Source organism: Cohnella herbarum, from assembly GCF_012849095.1.
Taxonomy (GTDB): domain Bacteria; phylum Bacillota; class Bacilli; order Paenibacillales; family Paenibacillaceae; genus Cohnella; species Cohnella herbarum.
In genome coordinates, this window is sequence record NZ_CP051680.1 from 3,481,492 (window position 1) to 3,505,038 (window position 23,547).

Here is a 23,547-nt window from a genome sequence, read left to right on the forward strand (position 1 = left end):
GATCTGCCGCTTATGCTACAACTCTTCTATACGGGCAGGAATCCACGCATGGATTATTACGAAAGCTACTGGTGCCTTTCGGACCATTGGGTCATGCGTTTCTCGATTTTGCGGATCGCCTGATCCACCAGCCATGCAATAGCGCTGATGAGAATAATGCTGATTAGAATCATGTCCGTTCTTAAATATCGTTGCGCGATAATCATGTAATAGCCGATTCCTTCTTGAGCCCCCATGAATTCCGCAGCCACGACCAAGCCGAACGAAGCCGCTGCCGCAACGCGAATCGCTCCGACAAGCGAAGGAACGATGGCAGGGAGAATGACGGTCCGATAAATATAGAACCACTGAGCTCCCAAAGTACGTGCCGCGTTTACGTATATTTTCGGAACGTTCTTAACCGCTTCCACCGTACTTACGACGAGGATAACGAAACAACCGAAGATAACTAGCAGAATTTGCGGAACTGGTCCGATTCCAAGCCATAGGATCAGCATCGGAATGACCGCAAGCGGAGGTACGGGACGCAAGATTTCAATAATAGGATCCAATAAAGCCTGAATGTAACGATTGGAAGCGATCATTAAACCTACGATAATTCCCAACGCGGAACCGATAAAAAATCCGGTGAATTGCCTCATCAAGGTATATCCCATATGCTTAGCCAAATCCGCGTAGGAAGTGGAAATCACCTCGTACAATTGCTTGGGTCCCGGGAGAAACAAAGACTCCACGATCCCTCCGAGAGTTAACACCAGCCACACGGCGATCAGAATAAGGATGGAGACGTAACTGAGCAGTTTTATTTTCATTGTGGTCCCCCCTATCCCATGATCTTCCGAAGTTGATTGCGCAGCTCGTAGAACTCGTGGGACTCTCGAAGCTGTTGCGTGCGCGGTCTGGCAAAGGGAAGATCGATAATTTGTTTAATCCGTCCCGGGCGCGGGCTTAAGAGAATGATGCGATCGGAGAGGAACATCGCTTCCTCCAGATCATGGGTAACGAAGATAACCGTCTTCCTTCTCTCCGACCATATCCGCAGCAACTCGTCCTGCATGGCTTCCCTTGTGACGACGTCGAGCGCTCCGAACGGCTCATCCATTAACAGAATTTGCGGTTCCACCGCATAGGCTCGTCCGATATCGATTCTCTTGCGCATGCCCCCGGACATCTCGCGAGGGTACGCGTCCCTGAACTTCTCAAGCTCTAGCAATTCGAGAAGCTCGTCGCACTTCTTCTTCCGGGCTTCCTTCGACATCCGCTTAACCTTCATGCCGTATTCGATATTCTCGCTTACCGTAAGCCAAGGGAACGTCGCATCGGATTGGAAGACGACCGCGCGATCGGACCCCGGGCCCGAGATTGCCTTACCCTCTACGAGAATTTCGCCGGAGGTATGTTTGCTCAAGCCGGCCACAATGCTCAGAAGCGTCGATTTCCCGCAACCGGAAGTGCCGACGATCGAAACGAACTCCCCTTGCTTCACGGAGAAATCGATATTCTGAAGCGCAACGACTTCTCCCGATACTCCCGCGAACACTTTGCTTAGCTGCTTGATTTCCATCATCTGCAAGGTAGACACCTCCTAGGTCGTTAGACTAACTTAATATCTTTAAGAAATTGAACGGTAGGCTGTACGATCCGCAAAGCCAAAATCGATATTCCGTACAAAGGCGCCAAATCCTTAATCTCGGATACGGTTACCTCGACGCTTGTTCGGGAAAACGTATGTTTCTTGATGTTTTCGTTAATCCGCGGCAAATAATCTTCGGCGGCATTCGATAATCCGCCCATCAGCAAGATCTTCTCCGGGTTAACGACCGAGACCAGATTCAGGATGGCGATCGAGAGATAATCCGTAAACTCCTCGACTAGCCGTTTAGCTACGGCATCGCCTCGTTTGGCCGCGACGAAAATATCCGCTGCCGTTTCCGTTTGTTCCGCGGTTTGCTCGCCCTCGCCTTTCATTCTCGCGGCCAATCCGGACCCCGAGGCAAGAGATTCGAAGCAGCCTTTATTGTCCCAATTCATATGGAGCTGCTCGCGTTCGAACAGCATGTACCCGATCTCGCCGGCCGCATTGCCGAAACCCCGAATAATATTGCCGTCCATCAGAAGCGCCGATCCGATACCCGTGCCAACCGCTAGAAGGATGGCGCTCTGCACGTTCTGGCATTGTCCTTTCCACACTTCGCCTACCAGAGCCGCTCTCACGTCATTCTCCAGAACGACGGGTACTCCCAGATGCTCCGTAATGCGCGCGCTCAAATTCAAGTTTTCCCATCCGGGCAGATTGGGGGAGCCTTCTACGACGATTCCCTTCTTGTAATCCACGATTCCGGGCGTCGCGATTCCGATCACTTGAAGAGAAGTCAGGTCCCTATTATTCTCGGCGATAAATTCTCTGATCGAGTCCGCCAGCAAAGAGATAAATATGTCGTTAGTGACAACTTTATAGGTTTCGACCGTCTTCGTTGCCAATAATTCCGCGTTCACGTCGAACAACCCGAAAGAGATTTTAGTCCCGCCGATATCGACGCCAACGCCAAAGCCTAACGAGGCGTTATAATTGAGCAGGATTCCTTTTCTTCCAACCGGAGAATTATCTTCCCCGCCTTCGTATATGGCTCCGTCCGCGATCAGATCGTTAACGATATCCGATACGGTCGCCCGCGTAATATTGGTTTTCTTGGCCACTTGCGCCCGCGATATCGGCCCCTCCTGTCTGACTACGTTCAGGACGAGCGATTTGTTCATCGCTCTGATCGTGCTTGGCAAACTTGATTGCTGCATTAGAATTCACTGCCTTCCAATAGGTTCGCTCTATGTTCATTACTCCGTCTATCATCAACCCGATATTTCGACAAGATATGATATTACTTCCTATTTGTTTGTATTCTATACAAACTAATATAACGTGTCAATCGCTAAATCCATTTTTGTCACCTTTCCCCTATTGAGCCTTCCGGGAAGTTCGGTCGTATGGGGCATTCCCACGAATAAATCCTCCGCTCTTGCCGAATGGAAACATTCGCCTGCCCCTTATTCGTGAAAAAAAGACAATTTGTGTGTTACAATCCCATGACAGGCGCAACTTTTCAAGCTAGCATTCGTTCATATTACGTCAAGTCAAACTGAAGCTCGTTATCGCAACGACAACAAGAGAGGTGCAATAAACAGAGAGATGAGAGAATTAGGAGCAGAGAGAAACCAACCTACGTTAACCGACACTTATCGAGAAACACCGCCAAGGAAAAAGCGCCGCGGCGCCTTTCTCGTTTTTGCCATTCTATGGCTTGTCCTTATCGCCGGAGGAGTTACCGGAGCGAAATGGTATTCCGACCGCATTCAACAGCAAGTGTCTTCCGATCTCGAACGGCAAACGGCCAGCCAGATCGCTTCGATGCAACAAGATTACGATATCCGAATGACGAAGCTAGAGAGCGACTACAAGGAACAACTCGCCCAGATGGGAAGCAAGATCGAAGCGCTTAACGAACTGCTGACCTTCGCGAAAGATAATGCCGATACGAAGACCGACAACAGCAACAAGCTTTACTCTCAATTGGCCGAAGTGAAGAAACAGCTCGCGGAATTGAAGAAAAGCCTGGACGTGCTGAAATGAGTTCGGCATCGATTCGTTCCGTTAACCGCACGCTGTTGCTGGCCTGTACCCCTTTTCTAGGCATGTTAATATGGATGTTAGTAGCCGATATCGGAATCTTGCTGCCTTCGGCATCGTTTCCTATGCATGACATACGCCTAGAGGATCCAAGCGTGACCGCGGGCATTGTTCACGAAGGATTAGACCAAGCCAAGGTCATTGCCCAAGGAACCGGGCAATCGCTTAAAAAACAAATTACGCTTTACAAAAAAACCAACGCCGATATGAAAACGATAGCGTCCCTGGCCTCCACCCAAGCCGCGCGCCCTTATCAAATCTACGATCGTCGGATTACCAATAAGCTAGGCAAACCCGCCGCGACGATTCAATCGGACAAGCTTCAAGCCCAGCTATTTTACTTAGGCACGCAGAACTTCAAGAGCTACGCTCTCAAGATCAAGCTTAAGAAGAGCGACGCGATGAAGCTCGCCCTAGGCAACGACGTACAAGGCGGAGCCGAGACGACGCTGGCCGCGGTCAAACGGAATAATGCCGCGATCGGCGTCAATGCCGGAGGTTTCGCGGACAGCGGAGGCAAGCGTTATCCGTTAAGCACGACGGTCGTCGATGGAGATTACATAGGGGGATTTCATCCTACTTACAAGGATTTGTTCTTCGTGGGCGTGAACGGGGACAATAAATTGATCGGCGGGAAATTTGCCAGCAAGGATCAGCTAGACGCGCTTGATCCGAAGTTCGGCGCATCGTTCGTTCCCGTACTCCTGCAGAACGGAAGAAAAACGGAAATCCCGTCCAAGTGGCAAACCAGTCCGAAGCGAGCGCCTCGCACGGTCATCGGAAATTACAAAGACGACCAGATCTTGTTCCTGGTCGTCGACGGGTATAACGAAAAAGGCAGCTCCGGCGCAACGTTGGCCGAGATGCAAATTCTGTTGCAGCGTTACGGAGCACTAGACGGTTACAACTTGGACGGCGGCGGCTCAACCTCGCTCGTGTTCAACGGACGAGTTATTAATAATCCTTCCGACGGAAACTTACGCAAGCTTCCTACGAACTTTTTGTTTTTCAAGTGATCGTTAGTCTATCGTCTAAGGAGATCTCTATTGGAGGTCTCCTTTTTGCTATATCTCTTCGGGTTATTCCTATTGTATGATAGATTTTGACAAATCGCCCAAGTCTATCTATCGAAGGGATGTCTTCACGTGAAAAAAAACCTGTTATCGTTGCTTGCCGTCTGCTGCCTCTTTTGCTTGCCTAATACGATATTCGCGGCAGCTCCATCCTTAAAAGACATCCAAGTCACGCAACGGTTGAAGCTGGTCGACGATCGCGGTAACAATCTCGTTCTTCACAACGCCAGACAATTTCGATTGAAGTGGTCTATCCAGGACCCGAGCCCTTATCAACATTTCCAAGCTTATACGGGGAGTAACGGCCTCGTCTATTTCATTGCCTTCGACTATCTCATGGCCGTAGATACGCAAGGCAACATCAAGTGGAAGCAATCGCTGCCGAGCGAATTAAATACGTTCGAGCTGATCGGCGACGACGCGTACTATCGATTCTATCAAGGGAATTTAGAATACGCGGACGAGACTTCCCTTATTATCGACCAAATCGTACGCGTGGACGAAGATGGGCGGAAAATCATCATTCCCGCAACCACCCTATACGCTCCGAAGAACGAGCAAGGGTTCTCTCTCGACTACCCCGTCTACTCGGCGGATGACTATGGAAACTTGATTCTGCTAGCCGGAACCGGACAAGGATTGACGCTTTATCATCCGGACGGCTCCGTAGCTTGGCAGCGCGAAACCGTCGAAGATCGGGATCGGAAGCTTAGCGTCTATGAATTTCTTAATCTGTTCTCCGATGAATCGGGCAACATCTATGCCCAAACGAAGGATCGTCTTCTGAAATTAGACGGGCAGGGTAACGTCTTATGGAGCAAATCCTTGCCCGGACCCGGCATTTTCTATATGGCTCAGAGGGGAAAACTAGTCTCGTGGACTTTCGATGCGGCTACTATGAGCCCTCATTATACAACCTATTCGATTTCGGAAAAGGACGGCAGCCTTGTTCCCGATCCGGTTTCCGGCGTTACGAATCGGGGGATCGGCGACTTGCGGGGCGGAACCTATGAGCTGGACGAGAAAACGAACACGGTACTTAATCGCGATAAATCCGGGAAAATCAAATGGAAGTATAGCCTGACGAAAAAAGATATCGCATGGGGGCGAAGCCTCGCGGCGTTTACAATGACGGGCGACACTGCGGGCAACGTCTACTTCAGCGCAAACGTAGGAACGGTGTATTCTCTCGATCCGTCCGGTAAACCCCGTTTTATCGTAGAGATGAACAATAAGCATTCCTATTTTTCCCGAATATTATCAATTTCCGATAAACTGACGATTATCATGATCGATAATCAGATCTTGGCTATCGAGAAGATCAAGTGATCTTCTCTTTTGGTCTATAGAGATTTATCGCGGAAACGACGGGGTCTCTTGGATCTATCGCGATTTCAGATAAAAGTTAATCAGTCGCGTCCGGCTCTTGATGTCCCACTTCTTGAATATATTCGAGAGATGTTTCTTGACCGTCGCTTCGCTAATAAAAAGAAGATTGGCGATTTCCATGTTCGTATGACCTTTGACGATCAGTTCGACGATCTCCCTTTCCTTAACGGTAAGTTGTGCGGAAGGGATATCCCTCTCTTCGTCCTCCGTCACAATACCGTTTGAAGCGATCATTCCCTTTAAATAGTCGTGCAGCTTTTCCCCTCTCGTATCGATAACGAACAACGGGGCCGGAGTCCGGTCCTCGTAATCGAAATGGACGACATTCTTCGTGATTTGGCAACCCAAACTATAAAAGATCGAATGGCAAAAAGGATCGGGAGGCGGTGCGGCTACGATAAAGGTAGAGGATAAGATATGGGAGATGAAAGTTATCCCCGTCCACTGAAGCATGGGAAGATCGGATGAATCATGGACGTCGAGAGTTTTGAAGAAGTATCCTGCTCTCGTATGGCGGGGAACATTGAGAGCATTAAGCTCGGATTGGGATAAACTATTGAAGTAGGCGGAAGAGAGGGGCTTCGATTTCAAATAGTCCAACGTATGCCCATTGATCGGAATAATCGCGGATAAACCGCGTACGATCCCGCTCGAATCCCGGGTTAACTTTACGATTCCGGTATCCAGTTCGAATAATTCCTTCAAGTGGATGTGTTTGAGTCCATATAGGCTGACTTCGGCTTTATAGAGATATTCGTACGGTTCACCGGTGTTCGGATCCATTAGCGGAATCCGAACATCTTTCGTATGACGATAGCGATCGTCGATGTACTGCTCGGCTTCCTTCCAATTCGAGAGAGTAAGCGGTTCAGAGCTATACGGCAGAGAATGTTGGTAAAAAGCGGACTGGATTAATTGATCTCCGATATAATAGAACCACTCCGCATTGTCCCAGCCTACCGACTTCTTGCCTGCCGCGTTCTTGATTTTATAATAATAATAGAGGACGCAGCGTTTCCAAAGCCGTTCATAGCGATCCGGTTCTCGCAATCTTAATTCACGGCTGACGGCATCGCGCAGAAGATCATGGAGCAACCAGCCGCGGTCCGCCCGCTGGACGAACGAAAGCTCGGCAAGCTTCTTGAACTGATTCGCCGTAATCGGCTTCTCCAATACGAAGCTCAGCAATTCCTGATTGAAATGCCTTAACGCGGATGCCGTCTCGACTAACATCCTGTAAGCTTCGGGAACTTCTTTTAGCCACACGTTAACGACGTGAACGAATATTTCATCCGTGCCCATCAACTTTGCTTTATGCTGGTTTCGGACTAACGTCGTCGAAGCGAATAAAGCCAAGGTCAACGGATGCCCCTTGGTCTGAACCCAGATGCGATGCACCGTCTCCTCGCCGTCGATACCCGACCGAACCAAATACCGCTTCACGGACTCGTAATCCAGATCGCTAAGCGGCATCCGATAGATCAAATTTCTCCATGCCGGGGAGTAGAGCCACCGGCCTTGCAATGGAAGCCTGCCGCTAATGACGATTAGAACCCGTGGGCTTATGCGCGCCAGAAACTCTTCCCGCAGCCAGTGCTCCGAATCGCCGAACTCTTCGAACGTATCCAGGGCAAGAACCGTTTTCCCTTTCCCTGTTGCTTCATGCATCGCGTCCAAGCATATATCCGTTAATAAGCTTAAATCATCTGTCATCGGGATCTCATTGATAGGATAGCGTAAGGCTCGAAGAAGTTGATAACAAAATTCTTGCGGAGTTACAAACACGCGGCCGTCTATGAGGAGAAACATTGCACCGTCTTGTTCGGAGTGGCGGCGAAACTCGTTCAGCAAGAAGCTTTTCCCGATTCCGCCGGTCCCGTATACGTTGATAATCCGTTCTTGCGTGGAGTCTAACCCCAATCGTTCGTTAAAGACGGCAACCTCGTCGTCTCTCCCTACAAGATAATGTTGCTCCATTAGATCAATCGCGTTAGACATCGCTCACGGATCACCTCTTAAATCGATATTACCTAGATCCGTAAATTCAGTCAACAATTGGTTTGGAGAAGGGCCGATCATCGCTTATTTCACGAATTCGACCGTATACCCTTTCTTCTCCAAAAGAGACACCAAGCCTTGCTCGCCGACCATGTGCAACGAACCGACCGCGACCAAGTAAGTGCCTTCCTCTCCCTCGGCTAAATATTGATCGATCTTGTTCGCCATCTCGACGTTCCTATTCACTAGGAAAGTATCGTTATAGGCTTTGAATTGTTCGCCCATTGTTTTCTTGCCTTCCTCTTCGAACTGATCGTGCGTCGTCTCGAGCAATTTCAGATTTCCTAGCGTCCACATGTCGAGCAGTTGCTTGAGTCCCGTAGATGCCGTCCCGGCGCTCTCTACCGTTTGGTGAAAATATTGCTCCTGCATCTCCTTCGAGAAACTATCGAAGATCCCCAACTGCGACTCCATGCTTTCGAGCTCGATGATCGTTTTGCCTTCTTTATGAGCTTGTTTGGCGATGTATTGGTCGATTCCGTCCGTCGTCATATACTTCATGGCGGGAAGGCTCTCCAGTGTCATCGCCGCATACCACGGTTCGTATTGATCGAATGTCGCCGCGGCTGCGCTAAGGATCGACTTCTTCAAGATGCTCCGGAATTTCTCGTAATCCTCTTCCGCGACATGGTCCCTTAGCGTTGTGCCATCCGTCAGCAGCGCTTTTTCATTGACTAACTCCACGGTCTTCTTCTGATCGACCTTCGTTAAATCCAGTTCCAACGCGATATAGTCCGCCTCGTCGATTGCCTGCTCCAAGTCCTCATCCAGCGGATACATGTCTTTCCTAGCGATATGAATGGTGCCCGCCAAGTATCCGGAATTATGGTCTCCGGTTATTTTCCATAAGTATCCTTTAGAGCCTGCTTTGGCCGGTTCGGCGTCCTTGGAGGCAGGCTGCTGCTCGGTTGCGGTCGGCGAAGGGGACGACGTTGCTTGTTCGGTTGTTTTGTTGTTGGCCTTATCCGAGTTGCATGCCGACAACGTCAATATGAGGATTAGCGCTAGGATGAACCGGTTGAAAGCGAACCCGATCTTGCGACTGCTCATTTCATGTCTCCTTCGATTCGCTTCATGAACTCTTCCGCAGCGCTGTAGCCCTGTTGCTTCAAATACCAGCTATTCGCCGCGGCTTCGATCATGCCCGCGACGTCCCTGCCCGGTTGAAGCTGAATTTCGATATGCGGAATGCGAACTCCTAAGTATTCGGTATATTTCGGCTCGAGCTCGAGCTCGTTGTTTAGCGCCTGATCCTGCCATGGGCACAATTCGATATCGAGTACGATTCGCGTCTCGTCCTGAAAAGCTTTCCTGCCATATAAGCGTACGACGTTAATAAGTCCGATACTGCGCAGAGCTAGAAACTCCTTAGTCGTTCCGTTATGCGTTCCGAGCAGCGTCTGCGAGCTTAGCTTCTTCAACACGACGATGTCGTCGGCCACAAGCCGATGTCCCCTGCGAATAAGCGTATGCGCCGTCTCGCTCTTGCCGATGCCCGATTTTCCCCTTAACAGAATCCCGATCCCGGATACGTTCACGCATACGCCATGAATCGAAATTTCCGGCGCAAGCGCTTGAATGAGGTAAGCATCGAGCTTGCCTAGAAATTCCGTCGTCGTTTCGTTCGTCCGAAGTAACGGAATCCCCTCTTGCTGGCAGTAGATCATCAAGTATTTGAGACCTTCCTGCTGGCTCGTTACGATAAAACAAGGAGGATGGTACTTAACGACGTTGCCGATGTGCAAGTTCCGTTCTTCCTCCGTCTGCTTGTGCAAATAATTAATCTCTTTCCTGCCCAGCACCTGAACCCGGTTCATGGGAAAAAAATCGAAATAGCCGACGAACTCCAAACCCGGTCGATGAGCTCTCGGCCTGGTAATCTCGCGATGCATCTGATTATCGCCGGCGAGCACTTCGAGCTTGAATCTATCCTGCAGTTGTTTTACGGTAATGGACTTCATCCTGCTCCTCCTTACATGTCGACGTATTGCCTTCATTATAGCAAAAAAAGAAGTCGTTTGAGGTTGCGTTACATAACCGTTCTTATTCGGGTTTGGAGGGTTCAGCTTTAACCGCTAGGGGTAAAATAATAATGAAAATTTCCCTAGGGATAGGAGAGCTTATTCACATGACGCAACAAGAATTGGAAAGTAAAATTATGAAAGCGCTGGATACGCATCGCATCGCGGCATTCGCAACGATCGAAGGCAACCGGCCGAAGGCGCGCTACATGGCGGTCTTCCATGACGGACTTAAAATTTATCTCGCCTCGGATCGCCAAACCCATAAAGTCGAAGAGCTCAAGGAAAATCCTAACGTGTACTTGCTGCTCGGGTATGACGGCAATTGGCCCAAAGAAGTCGTGGAGATTCAGGGCTCCGCGGAAGTGACCAAGAACGATTCCCTTCGCGAGAAGTTCTGGAGCGAGGAATTCAAGCGCTGGTTCGACGGTCCCAATGACCCGAACTACGTCATTCTCGAGATCTCTCCTTCGAGAATCGAGTACACCGGCGAGGATCGGGAACGTCAAGTATGGAACGCTTAACGTTAAGGAAAATGCGGCGGTCCCGGCGGGGCCGCCGCATTGTCATGAATCGTCGCTGCGGCGCGCCGGCCGTTCTCATAAAACAGCCTTTCCGCACATACATATGACTAACGCTATGGATGGAGGTTGTCGAATGAACGCCGATAAACTTACCCGCTTCTGCCAATTGAAAACCCAGATCAAACAATGGGAAGACGAACTAGAGGATCTCCGTAGGGAGATTACGAAGGAATATCCGCAGGATTCGGAATTCCGTCTTGATGACTACACGCTTAAAGTACTGTATCAAGAAAAGAAACACTATAATGATCAATTGTTGATCGAAGCCCTGCCCGATCCCGACTTGTGGAAGGCGTTATTCAAAGCCGATTCCGCCAAAATCTCCGCCCTCGTGAAAGCGAATCTCTTAACCGAGAACTCGCTGGAAGGTACTTACACGACAACCCGCACTCCTTATCTTTACGTTACTCCCGTCGTTCGCCCTCAGCCTTAACGATCCAGCTTTTACGTTCCTAGATCGTCCGTTCCGCTTAATAGCCAAGTCCGCATCCTTAAGCGCTCTTCGACGAGAGCTGAAACCAAGGAATGCAGACTTGGCTTTATTTCGTTCGAAACTTTTTTCATTCCAATCCGTTGTAAAGAAGAACCTTCAAGACAGTAAGGAGTAATCCGCATGTTTCTTAAAGAAGTAACCTTGCTTCATGAAAAGTTCGGTTCCGCAAGCGAATATCCGTTCTCAATCCCTTCGCTCAGACGGACTTCGAAATTACAACTCACGAGGCCTGTCACTTTCTTCGTCGGAGAGAACGGCTCGGGTAAATCCACTTTGCTGGAGGCAATCGCATGGCAAAGCGGGTTTCATACGGCAGGTGGAGGGGTTAACCAAATCTACGAGTTGGACAATAGCGAGTCCGTATTCGGGCCTTACATCCGTCTGTCTTGGCTTCCCAAAGTGCGCAACGGATTCTTCCTGCGGGCGGAATCCTTCTACAACTTCGCCAATTATTTGGATTACGAAGCGAAAATACAACCGGAGTTTCGGGAACAAATTTACGCGTCCTTCGGAGGCAAGTCGTTGCATGAGCGCTCCCACGGAGAATCCTTTCTTTCCTTGTTCCGCAACCGTTTCGGCAGGAACGCCATCTATCTTCTGGACGAGCCCGAGGCTGCCTTATCGCCGGCGCGCCAGCTAAATCTGCTGTCGATCCTTCATCAACTCAGTCCGTATGCGCAGTTCATCATCGCCACCCATTCTCCGATTCTGCTTGGCTACCCCGACGCGCAAATCTTTACGTTCGACGAAACTCCGATCAGGGAAATCGCTTACGAGGATACCGCCCATTACCAGTTAACGAGAAGATTCCTCGAGAACAGGAAAGCCGTCTTCCGCGATCTGTTCGCCGTAGACGACGATACAATACGTGAAGATTAATACTCTCCACCGATACTTTACGAACCTTGAATTCGTAGTTAAGGCGTAAGTTCCATTCAAGGTTAATCGTTAAGGGGAGATAGGCTATGGCAATAAAGCAAAAGTTCATCGTTACGACAATCGTCGCTCTGATTCTATTGACGGGATGCGGCAACGATTCGACGAATCAAGCCGCGGGGGCAAACGTCGACGGCAACGCCCAAGATCAGCAACAAGACCAGGCGGCAGGTCAAGGGATGGGGAGATCTCCGATGATGGGCGCCGATCTAATGGGTAAAGTCAAAAGCATCGACGGGGAGACGATTACGCTGTACAAATCCAGCTTCGTGCCCGGCGCTCGCGGTGGAGATGGCGGACAACGGCCTCCAAATGAAGGACAAGATGGCGGGAATAACCCCAATAGCGGAAACCAAGACGGAAATCCTCAACCACCAAGCGGGGAAGGCAGTCCTCCTGCTCAAGGGGAAGGACAAGGAAGAGGAAGACCTGGTATGGCGGAAATGTTCTCGGATGAAACCGTCGATGTCCAGGTAACGTCCGCGACCAAAATCGTTAAAATGACATTCGAGAATCAAGAACGGAAAGAAACCGAAATCACCCTCGCCGATCTTAAAGCCGACGACGTCTTAAGCGTTGATCTGGAAGACGGAACGCAAAATGCCGTTACGATCACGTTAAGCGAAGGCGGAGGTTTCGGTGGCATGGGTGGAGGTGGACGCCGAGGCCAGAATCAGCAACAAAACAGCGGCGATTAGAGTACCTATGTCGCGCGCTACGAAAAAAACCATGAAAAGCCCCGCAGGCCTTTCATGGTTTTTCGTTATTTTCATCTATGGCCGTTCTCCGACTTAAGCTGCCTGACTTTCCTCGGACTTCTTCGCCGAAGGCAACAAATTAGCGACGACTAACTTAAATATCGCGATCGCCAGAATGACGATGAAGATCAAGTGCATGCCGTCCGCCATTTGCGACGGAGTTTCCTCGATGACCATTCGGTTGAACAGCATCCCGAACACGGCGACCGCAACGGTCTGACCGAGCGCTCCCATGAGCGAATTCGTCGATGTCGCCACGCCGCGCATATTCGCTGCCGCCGCATTCTGAATCGCTACGATGGCAGGCGTGCTAATGCAACCCATGCCGAATCCGATAACGACCACGATCCCGATCAAGTGCAAGTACGAGGTGTTCATATCCACCGTAAACAACCAGAATGCCCCGCAAGCCACGAAAAACGCGCCCATTAGCATGAATTTTTTTACGCCGAAACGGAACATGTATCTGCCCGACAGATTGGAAGCGATCGGCCACGCCAGCGACATCGGCATAAGCATTAAGCCGGATTTCGTAGCGCTATAGCCCATAATGTTTTGGATCCAGAGCGGAATATAGATCGTCACTCCCGCCACGATGCAAAATCCGATGAAACCGAGCGCGTAAGGAACGACCAACCGTCTTTCCCGGAACAATAAGAGCGGAATCATGGGCTCCTTCGCCAGCGATTCAACTTTCAAGAAGATGAACAGAAAAATTGCCGCTACAGCGAAAAGGACGAGAATCGTCGATGAATCCCAAGCGTACGTTGCCCCGCCCGTTAGCAGCGCAAGCAGCAAGCTGGATATACAGATCGTGAAGGTAAGCGCTCCGATGTAATCGATGCTCTTGGACGTTTTCGCGAAACGTTCGTGCAGAAATCCGAAGACGAGAATAAATGAAATGATGCTTACGGGAACGTTCATATAGAAAATCCAGCGCCAGGATATCGTATCCACGAAATAACCGCCGACGAACGGCCCGATCAGCCCGGCAATCGACCATACGGACGCAAGCACGCCTTGAACCTTGCCCCTCTGCTCGCCCGTGTACAAATCCCCGATAATCGTAAAAGTAACCGGCGTTAACGCCCCCGCTCCGATCCCTTGAATCGCCCGGAACCAGATCAACTCGGTCATCGATTGCGCCGCCCCGCACAATACGGAGCCTACCAAAAATAAAATCAACCCGATCGTAAAAATCGACTTTCTCCCATACAGATCCGCCAGCTTGCCGAAAATCGGGGTCGTGACGCAAGTCGTAAGCGTATAGATGGAAAATATCCAACTGATCAAGCTTAATCCGTTCAAATCTTTAGCGATGCTAGTCGTAGCGGTCGTTACCACGGTCGAGTCCAGAGCTCCGATAAACAGAGCCGCAAGCAACCCGGCGGTTACGAACGTCCGATTCGTTTTTTTAAGCGACTGCGACATGTCAACTTCCTTCTCCCTACATTAAATAGCTTACTTCAATCTTTAACGATCATAGGTGCGGCATCGCGCTTTGTCAACGCTTATCCCGGTTCCAGCCCGACTATCGCAACCAAAACCTTCCAACTTGCGTCTATGATTTTAAAGGCAACCAAAGTTCCAATCAAGGGGGATCTCCATGCTAAGAAAAACGTCAATTATCCTATGGTTAATGTGCATCTTGCTAGCCATTCCATCGATAACCGGAGCAACTGCTACTCCACAGGCCCTATCGAAAAAGAGCATTAAAGTATGGGTAAACGGCTCGCAGCTAATCTTGTCTACTCCGGTTTACGCAGAGAAGAAAACGCTACTCGTTCCATTGCTTGAAGTCGCGAACGCCCTTAAAGCCAAGACGACATGGCAAACAGACTCTGCCAATAGGAGAAACATATTGCTCAGCCGCGGCGATCGTTCGGCAACCTTCACGATAGGATCGGCTCTTCTAACGGCAAACGGACGATCCGTTAAGCTCGAAGCCGCGCCGCGACTCGTCGGGAACGTTGCTTTAGTTCCCCTGCGCGCGCTATCCGAAGCGCTTGGGACGGTCGTTGCTTGGGACGGAATCCGGCAAGTCGTTCGCATAGACGATCCCGCCGTTCTTCCCGTCATCGGCTCGAAGGCTAAACTGGACGATTTGATCCAAAGCATGAGCACCACCAACGGATTATTTCGTCGGGAGGCGCTCCAAGTTCTAGGCGGTGAGTCGACCTTGACGTCCGGCCCCCTTCAGCCCGTTGTCAACTCCGAGTTGCCTGCAAGCGAAAGCGCGAACTATTCCCAGACGAACGTGCAAGTCAACGGGGTCGATGAAGCCGATTGGGCGAAAACGGACGGCCGCTTCATCTACCAAATCAGCGGCACCCGGTTGTTCGTCTCCGATATTTCCGATCCGAACTCGCCCAAGCTCGCGGCGACTTTGAACTTCGGATCGAAAACCGATTTTTACCCGCGGGAGATGTACGTAGACGGCAAGCGGCTGATCGTTATCGGGCAGAAAGAATCGTTACTCTCTCCTCGTATCGATTCGGGCGATAACAAATCGTTAAGTAATACGGTATCTCCCTCCGCAGAAGGATTGACGATTTTACCTCCCGGAACGGTAAGAAGTTCCGTGCAAACGAAGATTTACGAATTGAACGATGCCGGGCAACCTAAGCTTGTTCGCGAAACGACGCTGGAGGGCAGCTATCTATCTTCTCGCAAAATCGACGGAGCGCTATACGTCATCGCGAACAAATCCAACTATTTCGTATATCCGATGAACAATTCGGATTCGGACGAATATGAGCCACTTTACGGCGACACCGGCGTTTCCGATAAGTTAAGGAGGCTGACGCTTGACCGAATTCGTTATTTCCCGGATTCGCCCGATAGCAACACGTTGCTCATCGGCGCGCTAGATCTGGATCGTTCCGCGGAAGAAATGCAAGTGTCCGCCTATCTCGGATCCAGCCAAACTCTCTATGCCTCAACGAAGCACCTTTACGTCGCAATCGATAAGTATATCCAAGACGGGAGTACCTACAGGCAAGAAACGCAGATTCATAAGTTTCGGCTGGATCAAGGCAGCATCGTTTATGTAGGCAGTGGCGAAGTGCCAGGATCGATTCTGAATCAATACGCGATGGATGAGCACGACGGCTACTTCCGGATCGCCACGACCAAGGGGAATTCTTGGACGAGAGGAACGGAGGAGCCCTCTACGAATAATCTATACGTCCTTGACGAGCAGATGAAAACGATAGGGTCGTTGGAAAATCTAGCTCCGGGCGAAAGGATTTATTCTACGCGGTTCATGGGCGGCCGCGCATATATGGTTACCTTCCGCAACGTCGATCCTTTATTCGCGATCGACCTGCGCAACCCGACCAAGCCGACGGTGCTCGGCCAATTGAAGATTCCCGGTTATAGCGACTATCTACACCCTTACGATGACAATCACATCATCGGATTCGGCAAGGATACCGTGGAGCTCCCGGCCAAAGGAACTGGTAAAGATCAAACGACGGCCTACTACCAAGGAATGAAAGTTGCCCTATTCGACGTATCCGACGTTACCCAACCGAAAGAGAAATTCAAAATGATCATCGGCGACCGGGGAACCGGTTCCGAACTATTGAGCAACCCGAAAGCTCTATTGTTCTCCAAATCCAAAGGCCTGCTCGCTTTTCCTGTGGAGTTAATGGAAATCAAAGACAAGAGCAATCTTGAACAACAGGGTAACGTCCCGGCTTATGGACAGTTCGCTTATCAAGGCGCATACGTATACAATATCGATCCGATCAAGGGCTTTACTCTGCGGGGACGCGTCACCCATCTTTCCCAGGACGATCTGCTCAAGAGCGGGCAATACGGCTACGACTACGGCAAAACCGTCCGGCGTATCCTCTACTCGGGCGACACCTTGTATACGTTGTCCGAACGGATATTGAAAGCAAATGATCTTGTTACCCTTGCCGACAAAGGGGTTCTCGATTATCCTTCGGCGCCTTAAATTAAAAGTACGGCTACAGATAGTCGATTACGCGCGTCTATTTCCATCAGAGTCGCCGAACATTTCTATCCGCAACAAGCCTAACCTGCAAAAAATAGGGCACGTAAGCCAGTATCTGGTTTACGTGCCCTTTTCTATTATTTCGTCAAAGCAATTCTGTTGAGAATCGAATGGGTTTTAGCGATGCTAGACTCAGTCAACAGGTCATCAAGTATGATTCGGACGTTCTTCGATCACTTTGACCGCTTTGGTCAGCTCTCTGAGAACGTCGGATTGAAGCTGCGGTTCTAAATAAAGAGCCTTGACGTAAGCCTCTCCCGCTTGACTCGAAGTATAATGCGGAGAAAGGTGATTTAAGCTGAGCAAAATAATATCGATCCGACATTTCTCGCAATCGCACTTGAGGATTCCTGTTTTCACGTAGTTATCTTCGAATAGATTACCGACAATAGGTTCCATGGCGTTAAGGATAGGCAAGTCGCGAGAGAAAATCATTGTGTACACTCTCCATTGGTTAGCGAATGGGAATTCAGTATCATTATACTGAATATAAGAGCGGAACACATTATTAAATTATCCGGCGACGAATCTATCTACTGGATGATTCTATGAGTCTCTTGAAATGATTCGGATCTTAATTATTGCCTCCGTCGAGATGAATCGGATAAAACTCGGACGGATTCCACACCATTCCGCCTCCCCACGTAATGAAACGTTCTTTGCCATGGAAATTACGGAAGAAGAATCCGTATAACGTATCCGTTTCGCTTGGATCGACGCCGATGCTCGCGAACGGGATCGCTTGAATCGTATTCCAACGATCCGTCCCTACTTCGGCATTGACTTGCCAGATCCCGTTGTACGTCGGGTCCTGGAACGACTTGTATTCGAACTTCACTTTCAGCGGATTAGAGAAAAATCCGTAATAGGTTCCGCTCTTGTCGCCCGTCACGTACGTTTCAACCGAGTCGTCCGCCCCGCTTCTCCACCACTCTCCGGGAGCGTCCTCGCTTACGACCATGCCCTCCAAATCGTCATCGAGATTTTCATATCCTACATATAAATTTTCGTCGTCCCACAAGAGATACACTTTCGTTACTTCCTGCACTTGATTTCGGGTACCCATCTCGCGGAATTCGGTTACCGGTTGAACGCCAACCCAAGGCCCGGCGCCGAAGTCCAGCGCATTCATGATTTGGGCTTTGCCGTAGGTCGTTTTCGTTACGGTTGCAGACAAATTAGGGAGCTCTCCCACGAGATAAACCATCGTTTCGAATGTCGTTTTAATTGGTTCGATCCTTTTCTTCGCTTGCGGATCCGCCAGTTGCCATGCTTCATCCAAAGCGGATTGAGCGGCATCTTTAATGCCGGCTTTGATGACGTAATTGCCGATTAACTGGCTTGCCCTGGAATAGACGCCAACCGCCTGCTGATCATAGTTCCAGCCCTGCTCGATCAGATCGTAATAATTTCTCATCGATTCCGCGGCAGCACCGTATGCCTTCTCCAAAAATTCGGTTTTTAGCGCCTCTAGGTCCGCATCCGGATTCCAGAACAATTGATTGATGAGCCAATACTGCATCGCGTTCACGCCCCATACGACCCCGTTGTCCAATTGTCCTTCCGGCAACACGCCCATGATGCCTAGATCGCGATAATACTGCACGTCCACCTGCACCTTCTCGGCAATCGGCCTTTCGTAGACGTCCGTGGCGCAGCATCCGTAATAATTGTACATAAGAACATTGTGCGTTTTCTGTACCCAGCTTTCGAGCTTAAGCTTATAGGCATAATTCGAATTGCTCTGATCGCTCGTATTGAAAGGGACTCTGACGTCTTCGGCAGCCGGTGCCATAACGATGATGATATTGTCCTCTAGCTCGACTTTCGGAGGGGTATCCGTAAAAAAGTAAGCAAAAGTCGTAATTTTCACCTTGGGATGGGTTGTTTTAATATCGGCCGCTATTTTATTGAGAAAAGTGAAGAATACCGTCGACTTATAAGCCGGATCCTCGGGTTGGACGACAAGACCGTCAGGCGTCGTGAAAGGCTGCCTGCTTAATTGTCCTTGGTCGAAAACCTGGTTATCCATGATTCCGACTCCAAGGTATTCCATGTCCTGAACGGAGAGAAGCTGCCTCATTTCATTCGCGATAACCCCGGGAACGTCCGGATGATAGAAATTGATTTGGGAATGCTCCAGCGATACGGGAACGTATTCCCCGTTAATTTCATTGTAGTAATCGGGATGATCGGCAAAATATTTCTCGTTCGGAAGCCAGAAATCCAAATTGTGTCCAAGAAGGACAGGATTAAGACCAAGAGCAGATTGCCGATCCCAATAATCGATATTTCCGATCTCGGCCAGCTTCGCGTTTAACTTGTTCCGAGCCAACATCGATTCGCTGTCCGCGTCCGCATGAAACTCTCCCGCTTTCCCGGAGCCGGTCGTATGCCATCCGCGCAGCTCAAACGGCGATTTTTCCCTAAAGTCGATTTTGTTCGCAACAAGGGTGGGTTGATTCTCGTAAAGCGTTCCGAAGTCCGTCGACCTCGTCCACAGAACGCCGGCATTTTCGGTCAGAAAATCGTACGCGCCGTTTAACGCGCCTCTGGCATTATCCCCGAAAATATAAATCTTGTTACCGGACTTTCGTATGGCGAACCCGTCCGTCCCGTTTAAGTAGGCAAGGTCCTCGGGATACATTTCGGATAACTCCGCATTCGTATCGGGAGTTGCCAGAATGATCCGGACACGGTCGTCGCCGCTAGCGCTTCCGCTACCGTTTCCGTCTGCCGGTTCGGCATCGTCGACGATTTCCGTTAACGTCACGTCATCGATCCACAGCGATTCCGTACCCGACATGAAAAAATAGATCCAGTTATACTCGTATACGGAGTTCGCATCAGGCGCATATTCCAACTCAATACGTTGCCATTGATCGTTTACGTTGACAGCAGTCCGCGCGGTAACCGGGTTATTCCCGCCGTTAGCCAATATCTCGTGAATCTCCATGTTGACGGATCCGGCGGAGGCTCCCTTCACCCATGCGCTCAGCCTATACCGTTTGCCCGGTTGCAAATCCAGATCTTGCAGAGCCCTGGCAAACATATAATCCGAGCCTTGCAATTCCAACCTTAAAGCACGCGCTCCGCTCTTCGGTTGTTGATCGTCCCATGCCGCCGCAGGCGAATACCAGCCGTCCGGGAAGGTTCCGGCCGCATTCGCAATTTCAAACCCGGAATTGTACATGAGTTCATGGGAAGGCTCTTCTACGATCTCCGTCAAAGAGACGTCATCCACCCACATGGATTCCGTACCCGACATGAAGAAAAAAATACGGTTATAATCGTATTGCGCATTCTCGGCTGGACGATATTCCAGTTCTATAAGCTGCCATTGATCGCTTAAGGTACCAACGGCACGAGCGGTAACCGGATTATTTCCCCCGCTTGCCAGCATCTCGTGAATTTCCATATTCATTTCACCGGCGCCGGTTGCTTTAACCCACGCGCTTAATTTATACCGCTTTCCTTGTTCCAGTTTTATGTTTTGATCCGTGCGCGCAAACATATAGGCGGAGTTCCCCAAATCTAACCTCAGGGAGTATGCACCGCCGTGCCCTACCGCATTGTCTCTTCCGCCGGAAGGCGAATACCAGCCGGTCGGGCTGCTTCCGTTCGAATTCGATAATTCGAATCCGGGGTTTGCCAGAAGGTTGGGCTCGTAATGTACCGTTAATGTCATCGGGCTTAACGACGACTCGCCTACGCTGGCCTGTATTGAAATATTATGATTTCCGATCGCCGTCGCGCTCGTAACATACACGGAGCCGACCACGGATTTGTTTTCGTACCTGGCCAGTTCGATTCCTTCAGGGAAACTCACGGTAATGGGTCCGACTTGACTTTGCGCTAAGTTGACATGTACCGGGGCTTCTTCGTTATTGACGAGATGGAGTTGAATCGGGTACTGTCCGCTTTTCTTAATATCCAGTTCGTTAACCGATAGCGCCGCGCTAACGGACGCGTCCGAATTCCACTTATAGATCGGTAGTTCGGCGCCGCTAACCAGCTTTATCGTATTTTGAAGCTCTTTCGCGGCAAGCGACAACTTCTCGTTCGCGGACGAGCCGACGAAAATGTCTGCTTTGGCAATTCCGGATTCAACGATCGTCGCGGATGGTGATGGTGATGGTGTCGGTGTTGGTGTTGGTGTTGGTGTCGGTGTTGGTGATGGTGTCGGTGTCGGCGTCGGTGTCGGTGTCGGTGTCGGTGTTGGTGTCGGTGTCGGTGTTGGATTTGATACACCGCCGCCACCGCCTCCTCCCGGGTTCCCTATCGTATTCCGTTGATCGGACGAAACAAGCTCATTTCCGATCGTAGCCGTTACATTCGGTAAGAAGATCACCTTATCGGGCCACTTCCCGAACTTAACGCCGCTAACGTTAAGCGTAACGGTCTGAACGACTCCATCGCCGCTAATGATCGCAGGAGCATTAAATATCATGACTATCACTTTAGCGGAGCTGCCCAGTTCGAAGTTTACCCTTCCGGTCATATGCCGGACTTCATCGAATTGTCCATCCAGAACGATCCTAGCGTCGACTTGTTCGTTCGGAACGAGGACGACGACTGTCACGAATCCCTTGCCTTGCAATTTTCCTTCTTTCAGAATTCCTCCCGAGAGCATTTGAACTTCTTGAATCTCCGTTGTTCCCTCAACCACGATTCGAATCTTAGAGTTCCACTTGTCAACGAACAATGGACCCGACAGCCTGGAATCCCGAATGAGAATGCTGTTTTCTCCGCCGCCCAGAACGTAAGTCGATCCCTTGACCGTTACGCCGTCCAGCAAGATCTCTCCTTCTCCCGCGCCTTGCGTGATAAATAGGTCGCCGGAAACGACCATATTCTTCAGAGAAACGCCGTCCGTATTCACGACGAGATTTCCGTCAACGTCGGACTTGTAATCTCCCTTGTCTTTATCCAAAGTTCCCATTACGTTATCTATTAATTGCACGACTTCGGAGCGCGTCGTATTTTCTTTGGGTTTGAACTGACTAGCCCCATTCCCTTTCAAGTACCCTTTTGCTCTTAAAGCCGACACGTCCGAGAGAGCGTAGGGGGCTATAGACGACGAATCCGTAAAGCCTTTGTTAGCCTTATCGTCCGTCTTCACCTTGAACGCGCGGGCAACGATAACCGCGGCGTCTTGTCGCGTAATCGGTTTGTTAGGCTCGAACCGATTGCCGCCTGCTCCCTTAATAATACCGGCAGCGTGAAGTCTGATGACATCTTGCGCGTACCAATCCTTTGCTCCCACATCCGAGAACGGATCGATGCCGGATAGAGCAGCCGGCAAGTTGACGACCCGATTAATCAAGGCGGCGAACTCGGAACGGGTGACCGGATTATCCGGCCGGTAGTCCTGATCTTCGTATCCCTTGAGCAAACCGAGTCCTATCCATTTATCCAAGACCCCCTGCGCCCAATGATTCGAAACATCCGCTGTTCTTTGCTCGCTATTGGCCTTTTCGTTTAACGCCATAGCTTGAGCCGGCATCAAGACCATTACGATCATGCTTGCAATCAACACGAACGATAGTACACGTTTAGAACGTACCCTTCCCACAAGATCAGCCCCTCTTAAATAGATTAACGAGCATACCAAAGAACCCACAGCCATCCGTCGTTCCGCTTCTCATCGAATCGAGGCTTGCTTATGGTTCGAGCTATTCCATATGTCCCCCCTATAGACACGAATATAAAACGCTTACAAAACAACTATAAATCACATAAATTAGCGGTGCTATTTGCCAATCTTGCTTTCCTTGACATCTATTGCGGTGTTCTAGTCGCGCATTCGCGCGACTCGTCCGCAAGGCGGCATCCATCCGAAATCCCGAGAAACCGAAATAAAACCTGCGCGATAAAATCATGCCCGTATTCGTTAGGATGAATGCTATCGTTCATTGTCGACCATTGGTTATCTGATTCTTGGAGCACTAGCTCCTCCCATTCCCGATACACATCGCATAACGGAATCCGTTCGATTGCGGCAATTTCACGGATCGCATCGACGTAGTGCGGGTAACAGAGCCGGATAGCATTTTCCGGAAGATTCGGATTAATCGGATTCGGCGTAATAAGGATCATTTCAATTCCCATTGCCCGGACTTGTCGAACAATTGAAGTCAAGTTACTCTTAAATTCTTCCAGTCGTTCCATCCCTTTAGTAGAATCGTTCATACCGATCATGAGGGTAATGAGGGAAGGCTGAAAGCGCAGCGCATCTCGACTCAATCGTTCAATGATTCCCCACGTTGTATCGTCGCTTACTCCGGCATTGAGCAATAGATGCTTTCGACCGAACTTATTTAACAGTTTTTCGTTTAATTTGCCTACATAATTCAGTTTGCCGTGCGCATGATAGTTTTGCTCGGTTATGGAATCGCCAATACAAACGATAAAACCTTTTTCACGATTTAAGAGCTTAACCCACGGCTTCGACATTCGGTTCCCTCCATAGATAGTAACAGCCTCGCGGAGTAGTTCACCCGAGAGGCTGTTACGAATTTGACTCCAA

At 50.0% G+C, this 23,547-nt stretch carries 18 protein-coding genes; 8 read left to right on the forward strand and 10 right to left on the reverse strand.

Features of this window, described 5'->3' with window-relative positions:
- Positions 1-65 precede the first annotated feature (65 nt).
- From HH215_RS15540 to HH215_RS15550, 3 genes are read right to left on the reverse strand one after another with little or no spacing between them, the layout of a single operon-like run.
- Positions 66-812 carry an ABC transporter permease gene (locus tag HH215_RS15540; RefSeq protein WP_169280732.1) on the reverse strand — a complete coding sequence of 249 codons (747 nt, stop codon included), beginning with the start codon at positions 810-812 and terminating at the stop codon, positions 66-68.
- A gap of 11 nt (positions 813-823) precedes the next feature.
- Positions 824-1,567 (reverse strand): ABC transporter ATP-binding protein, encoded by a 744-nt coding sequence (locus tag HH215_RS15545; RefSeq protein ID WP_169284413.1) that lies wholly within the window; start codon positions 1,565-1,567, stop codon positions 824-826.
- Between the two features lie 26 nt (positions 1,568-1,593).
- Entirely contained in the window at positions 1,594-2,793 is a 1,200-nt protein-coding gene (locus HH215_RS15550) for an ROK family transcriptional regulator (protein ID WP_217362296.1), read from the reverse strand.
- A 391-nt stretch (positions 2,794-3,184) separates the two neighbouring features.
- On the opposite strand from HH215_RS15550, the gene HH215_RS15555 reads away from it, so the two are divergent.
- From HH215_RS15555 to HH215_RS15565, 3 genes are all read left to right on the forward strand, one after another.
- Positions 3,185-3,625: a hypothetical protein gene (locus tag HH215_RS15555; RefSeq protein ID WP_169280733.1), complete on the forward strand. Its 441-nt coding sequence runs from the start codon at positions 3,185-3,187 to the stop codon at positions 3,623-3,625.
- Positions 3,622-4,698, forward strand: coding sequence for a phosphodiester glycosidase family protein (locus HH215_RS15560; RefSeq protein WP_169280734.1), 1,077 nt, complete (start codon positions 3,622-3,624; stop codon positions 4,696-4,698). Before HH215_RS15555 ends, HH215_RS15560 begins: the two co-directional genes overlap by 4 nt.
- 129 nt (positions 4,699-4,827) lie before the next feature.
- Positions 4,828-6,084 carry a PQQ-binding-like beta-propeller repeat protein gene (locus tag HH215_RS15565; protein WP_169280735.1) on the forward strand — a complete coding sequence of 419 codons (1,257 nt, stop codon included), beginning with the start codon at positions 4,828-4,830 and terminating at the stop codon, positions 6,082-6,084.
- A 54-nt stretch (positions 6,085-6,138) separates the two neighbouring features.
- Here HH215_RS15565 and HH215_RS15570 read toward each other — a convergent pair whose 3' ends face one another.
- The 3 genes from HH215_RS15570 to hprK form a co-directional block, all read right to left on the reverse strand.
- Positions 6,139-8,142: a helix-turn-helix transcriptional regulator gene (locus tag HH215_RS15570; RefSeq protein WP_169280736.1), complete on the reverse strand. Its 2,004-nt coding sequence runs from the start codon at positions 8,140-8,142 to the stop codon at positions 6,139-6,141.
- A gap of 84 nt (positions 8,143-8,226) precedes the next feature.
- Positions 8,227-9,252, reverse strand: coding sequence for a TraB/GumN family protein (locus tag HH215_RS15575; protein WP_169280737.1), 1,026 nt, complete (start codon positions 9,250-9,252; stop codon positions 8,227-8,229).
- Positions 9,249-10,163 carry an HPr(Ser) kinase/phosphatase gene (gene hprK, locus HH215_RS15580; protein ID WP_169280738.1) on the reverse strand — a complete coding sequence of 305 codons (915 nt, stop codon included), beginning with the start codon at positions 10,161-10,163 and terminating at the stop codon, positions 9,249-9,251. The genes HH215_RS15575 and hprK overlap by 4 nt, the downstream gene beginning before the upstream one ends.
- Before the next feature lie 167 nt (positions 10,164-10,330).
- Between hprK and HH215_RS15585 the strand changes: the two genes are divergently transcribed.
- The 4 genes from HH215_RS15585 (at position 10,331) to HH215_RS15600 (ending at position 12,934) form a co-directional block, all read left to right on the forward strand.
- Positions 10,331-10,747, forward strand: a complete 417-nt coding sequence (locus HH215_RS15585; RefSeq protein WP_174887619.1) for a pyridoxamine 5'-phosphate oxidase family protein — start codon at positions 10,331-10,333, stop codon at positions 10,745-10,747.
- 133 nt (positions 10,748-10,880) lie between these two features.
- Positions 10,881-11,240 carry a hypothetical protein gene (locus HH215_RS15590; protein WP_169280739.1) on the forward strand — a complete coding sequence of 120 codons (360 nt, stop codon included), beginning with the start codon at positions 10,881-10,883 and terminating at the stop codon, positions 11,238-11,240.
- A gap of 180 nt (positions 11,241-11,420) precedes the next feature.
- Positions 11,421-12,179, forward strand: a complete 759-nt coding sequence (locus HH215_RS15595; protein WP_169280740.1) for an AAA family ATPase — start codon at positions 11,421-11,423, stop codon at positions 12,177-12,179.
- Positions 12,180-12,265: 86 nt separating this feature from the next.
- The gene (locus HH215_RS15600; RefSeq protein WP_169280741.1) at positions 12,266-12,934 is read left to right on the forward strand and encodes a hypothetical protein; all 669 of its coding nucleotides are present in this window, start codon (positions 12,266-12,268) and stop codon (positions 12,932-12,934) included.
- 93 nt (positions 12,935-13,027) lie between these two features.
- Here the strand turns inward: HH215_RS15600 and HH215_RS15605 are convergent, their stop codons facing one another.
- Positions 13,028-14,425: an MDR family MFS transporter gene (locus HH215_RS15605; RefSeq protein WP_169280742.1), complete on the reverse strand. Its 1,398-nt coding sequence runs from the start codon at positions 14,423-14,425 to the stop codon at positions 13,028-13,030.
- 175 nt (positions 14,426-14,600) lie between these two features.
- Between HH215_RS15605 and HH215_RS15610 the strand changes: the two genes are divergently transcribed.
- A complete protein-coding gene (locus tag HH215_RS15610) occupies positions 14,601-16,958 on the forward strand; it encodes a beta-propeller domain-containing protein (RefSeq protein WP_169280743.1) in 2,358 nt (785 codons plus the stop codon).
- A gap of 207 nt (positions 16,959-17,165) precedes the next feature.
- Here HH215_RS15610 and HH215_RS15615 read toward each other — a convergent pair whose 3' ends face one another.
- From HH215_RS15615 to HH215_RS15625, 3 genes are all read right to left on the reverse strand, one after another.
- Complete coding sequence (locus HH215_RS15615) at positions 17,166-17,453, reverse strand: late competence development ComFB family protein (RefSeq protein WP_169280744.1); 288 nt, start codon at positions 17,451-17,453, stop codon at positions 17,166-17,168.
- Positions 17,454-17,592: 139 nt separating this feature from the next.
- Complete coding sequence (locus HH215_RS15620; RefSeq protein ID WP_169280745.1) at positions 17,593-22,593, reverse strand: DUF4838 domain-containing protein; 5,001 nt, start codon at positions 22,591-22,593, stop codon at positions 17,593-17,595.
- A 206-nt stretch (positions 22,594-22,799) separates the two neighbouring features.
- Complete coding sequence (locus tag HH215_RS15625) at positions 22,800-23,474, reverse strand: SGNH/GDSL hydrolase family protein (protein ID WP_169280746.1); 675 nt, start codon at positions 23,472-23,474, stop codon at positions 22,800-22,802.
- Positions 23,475-23,547: the final 73 nt, after the last annotated feature.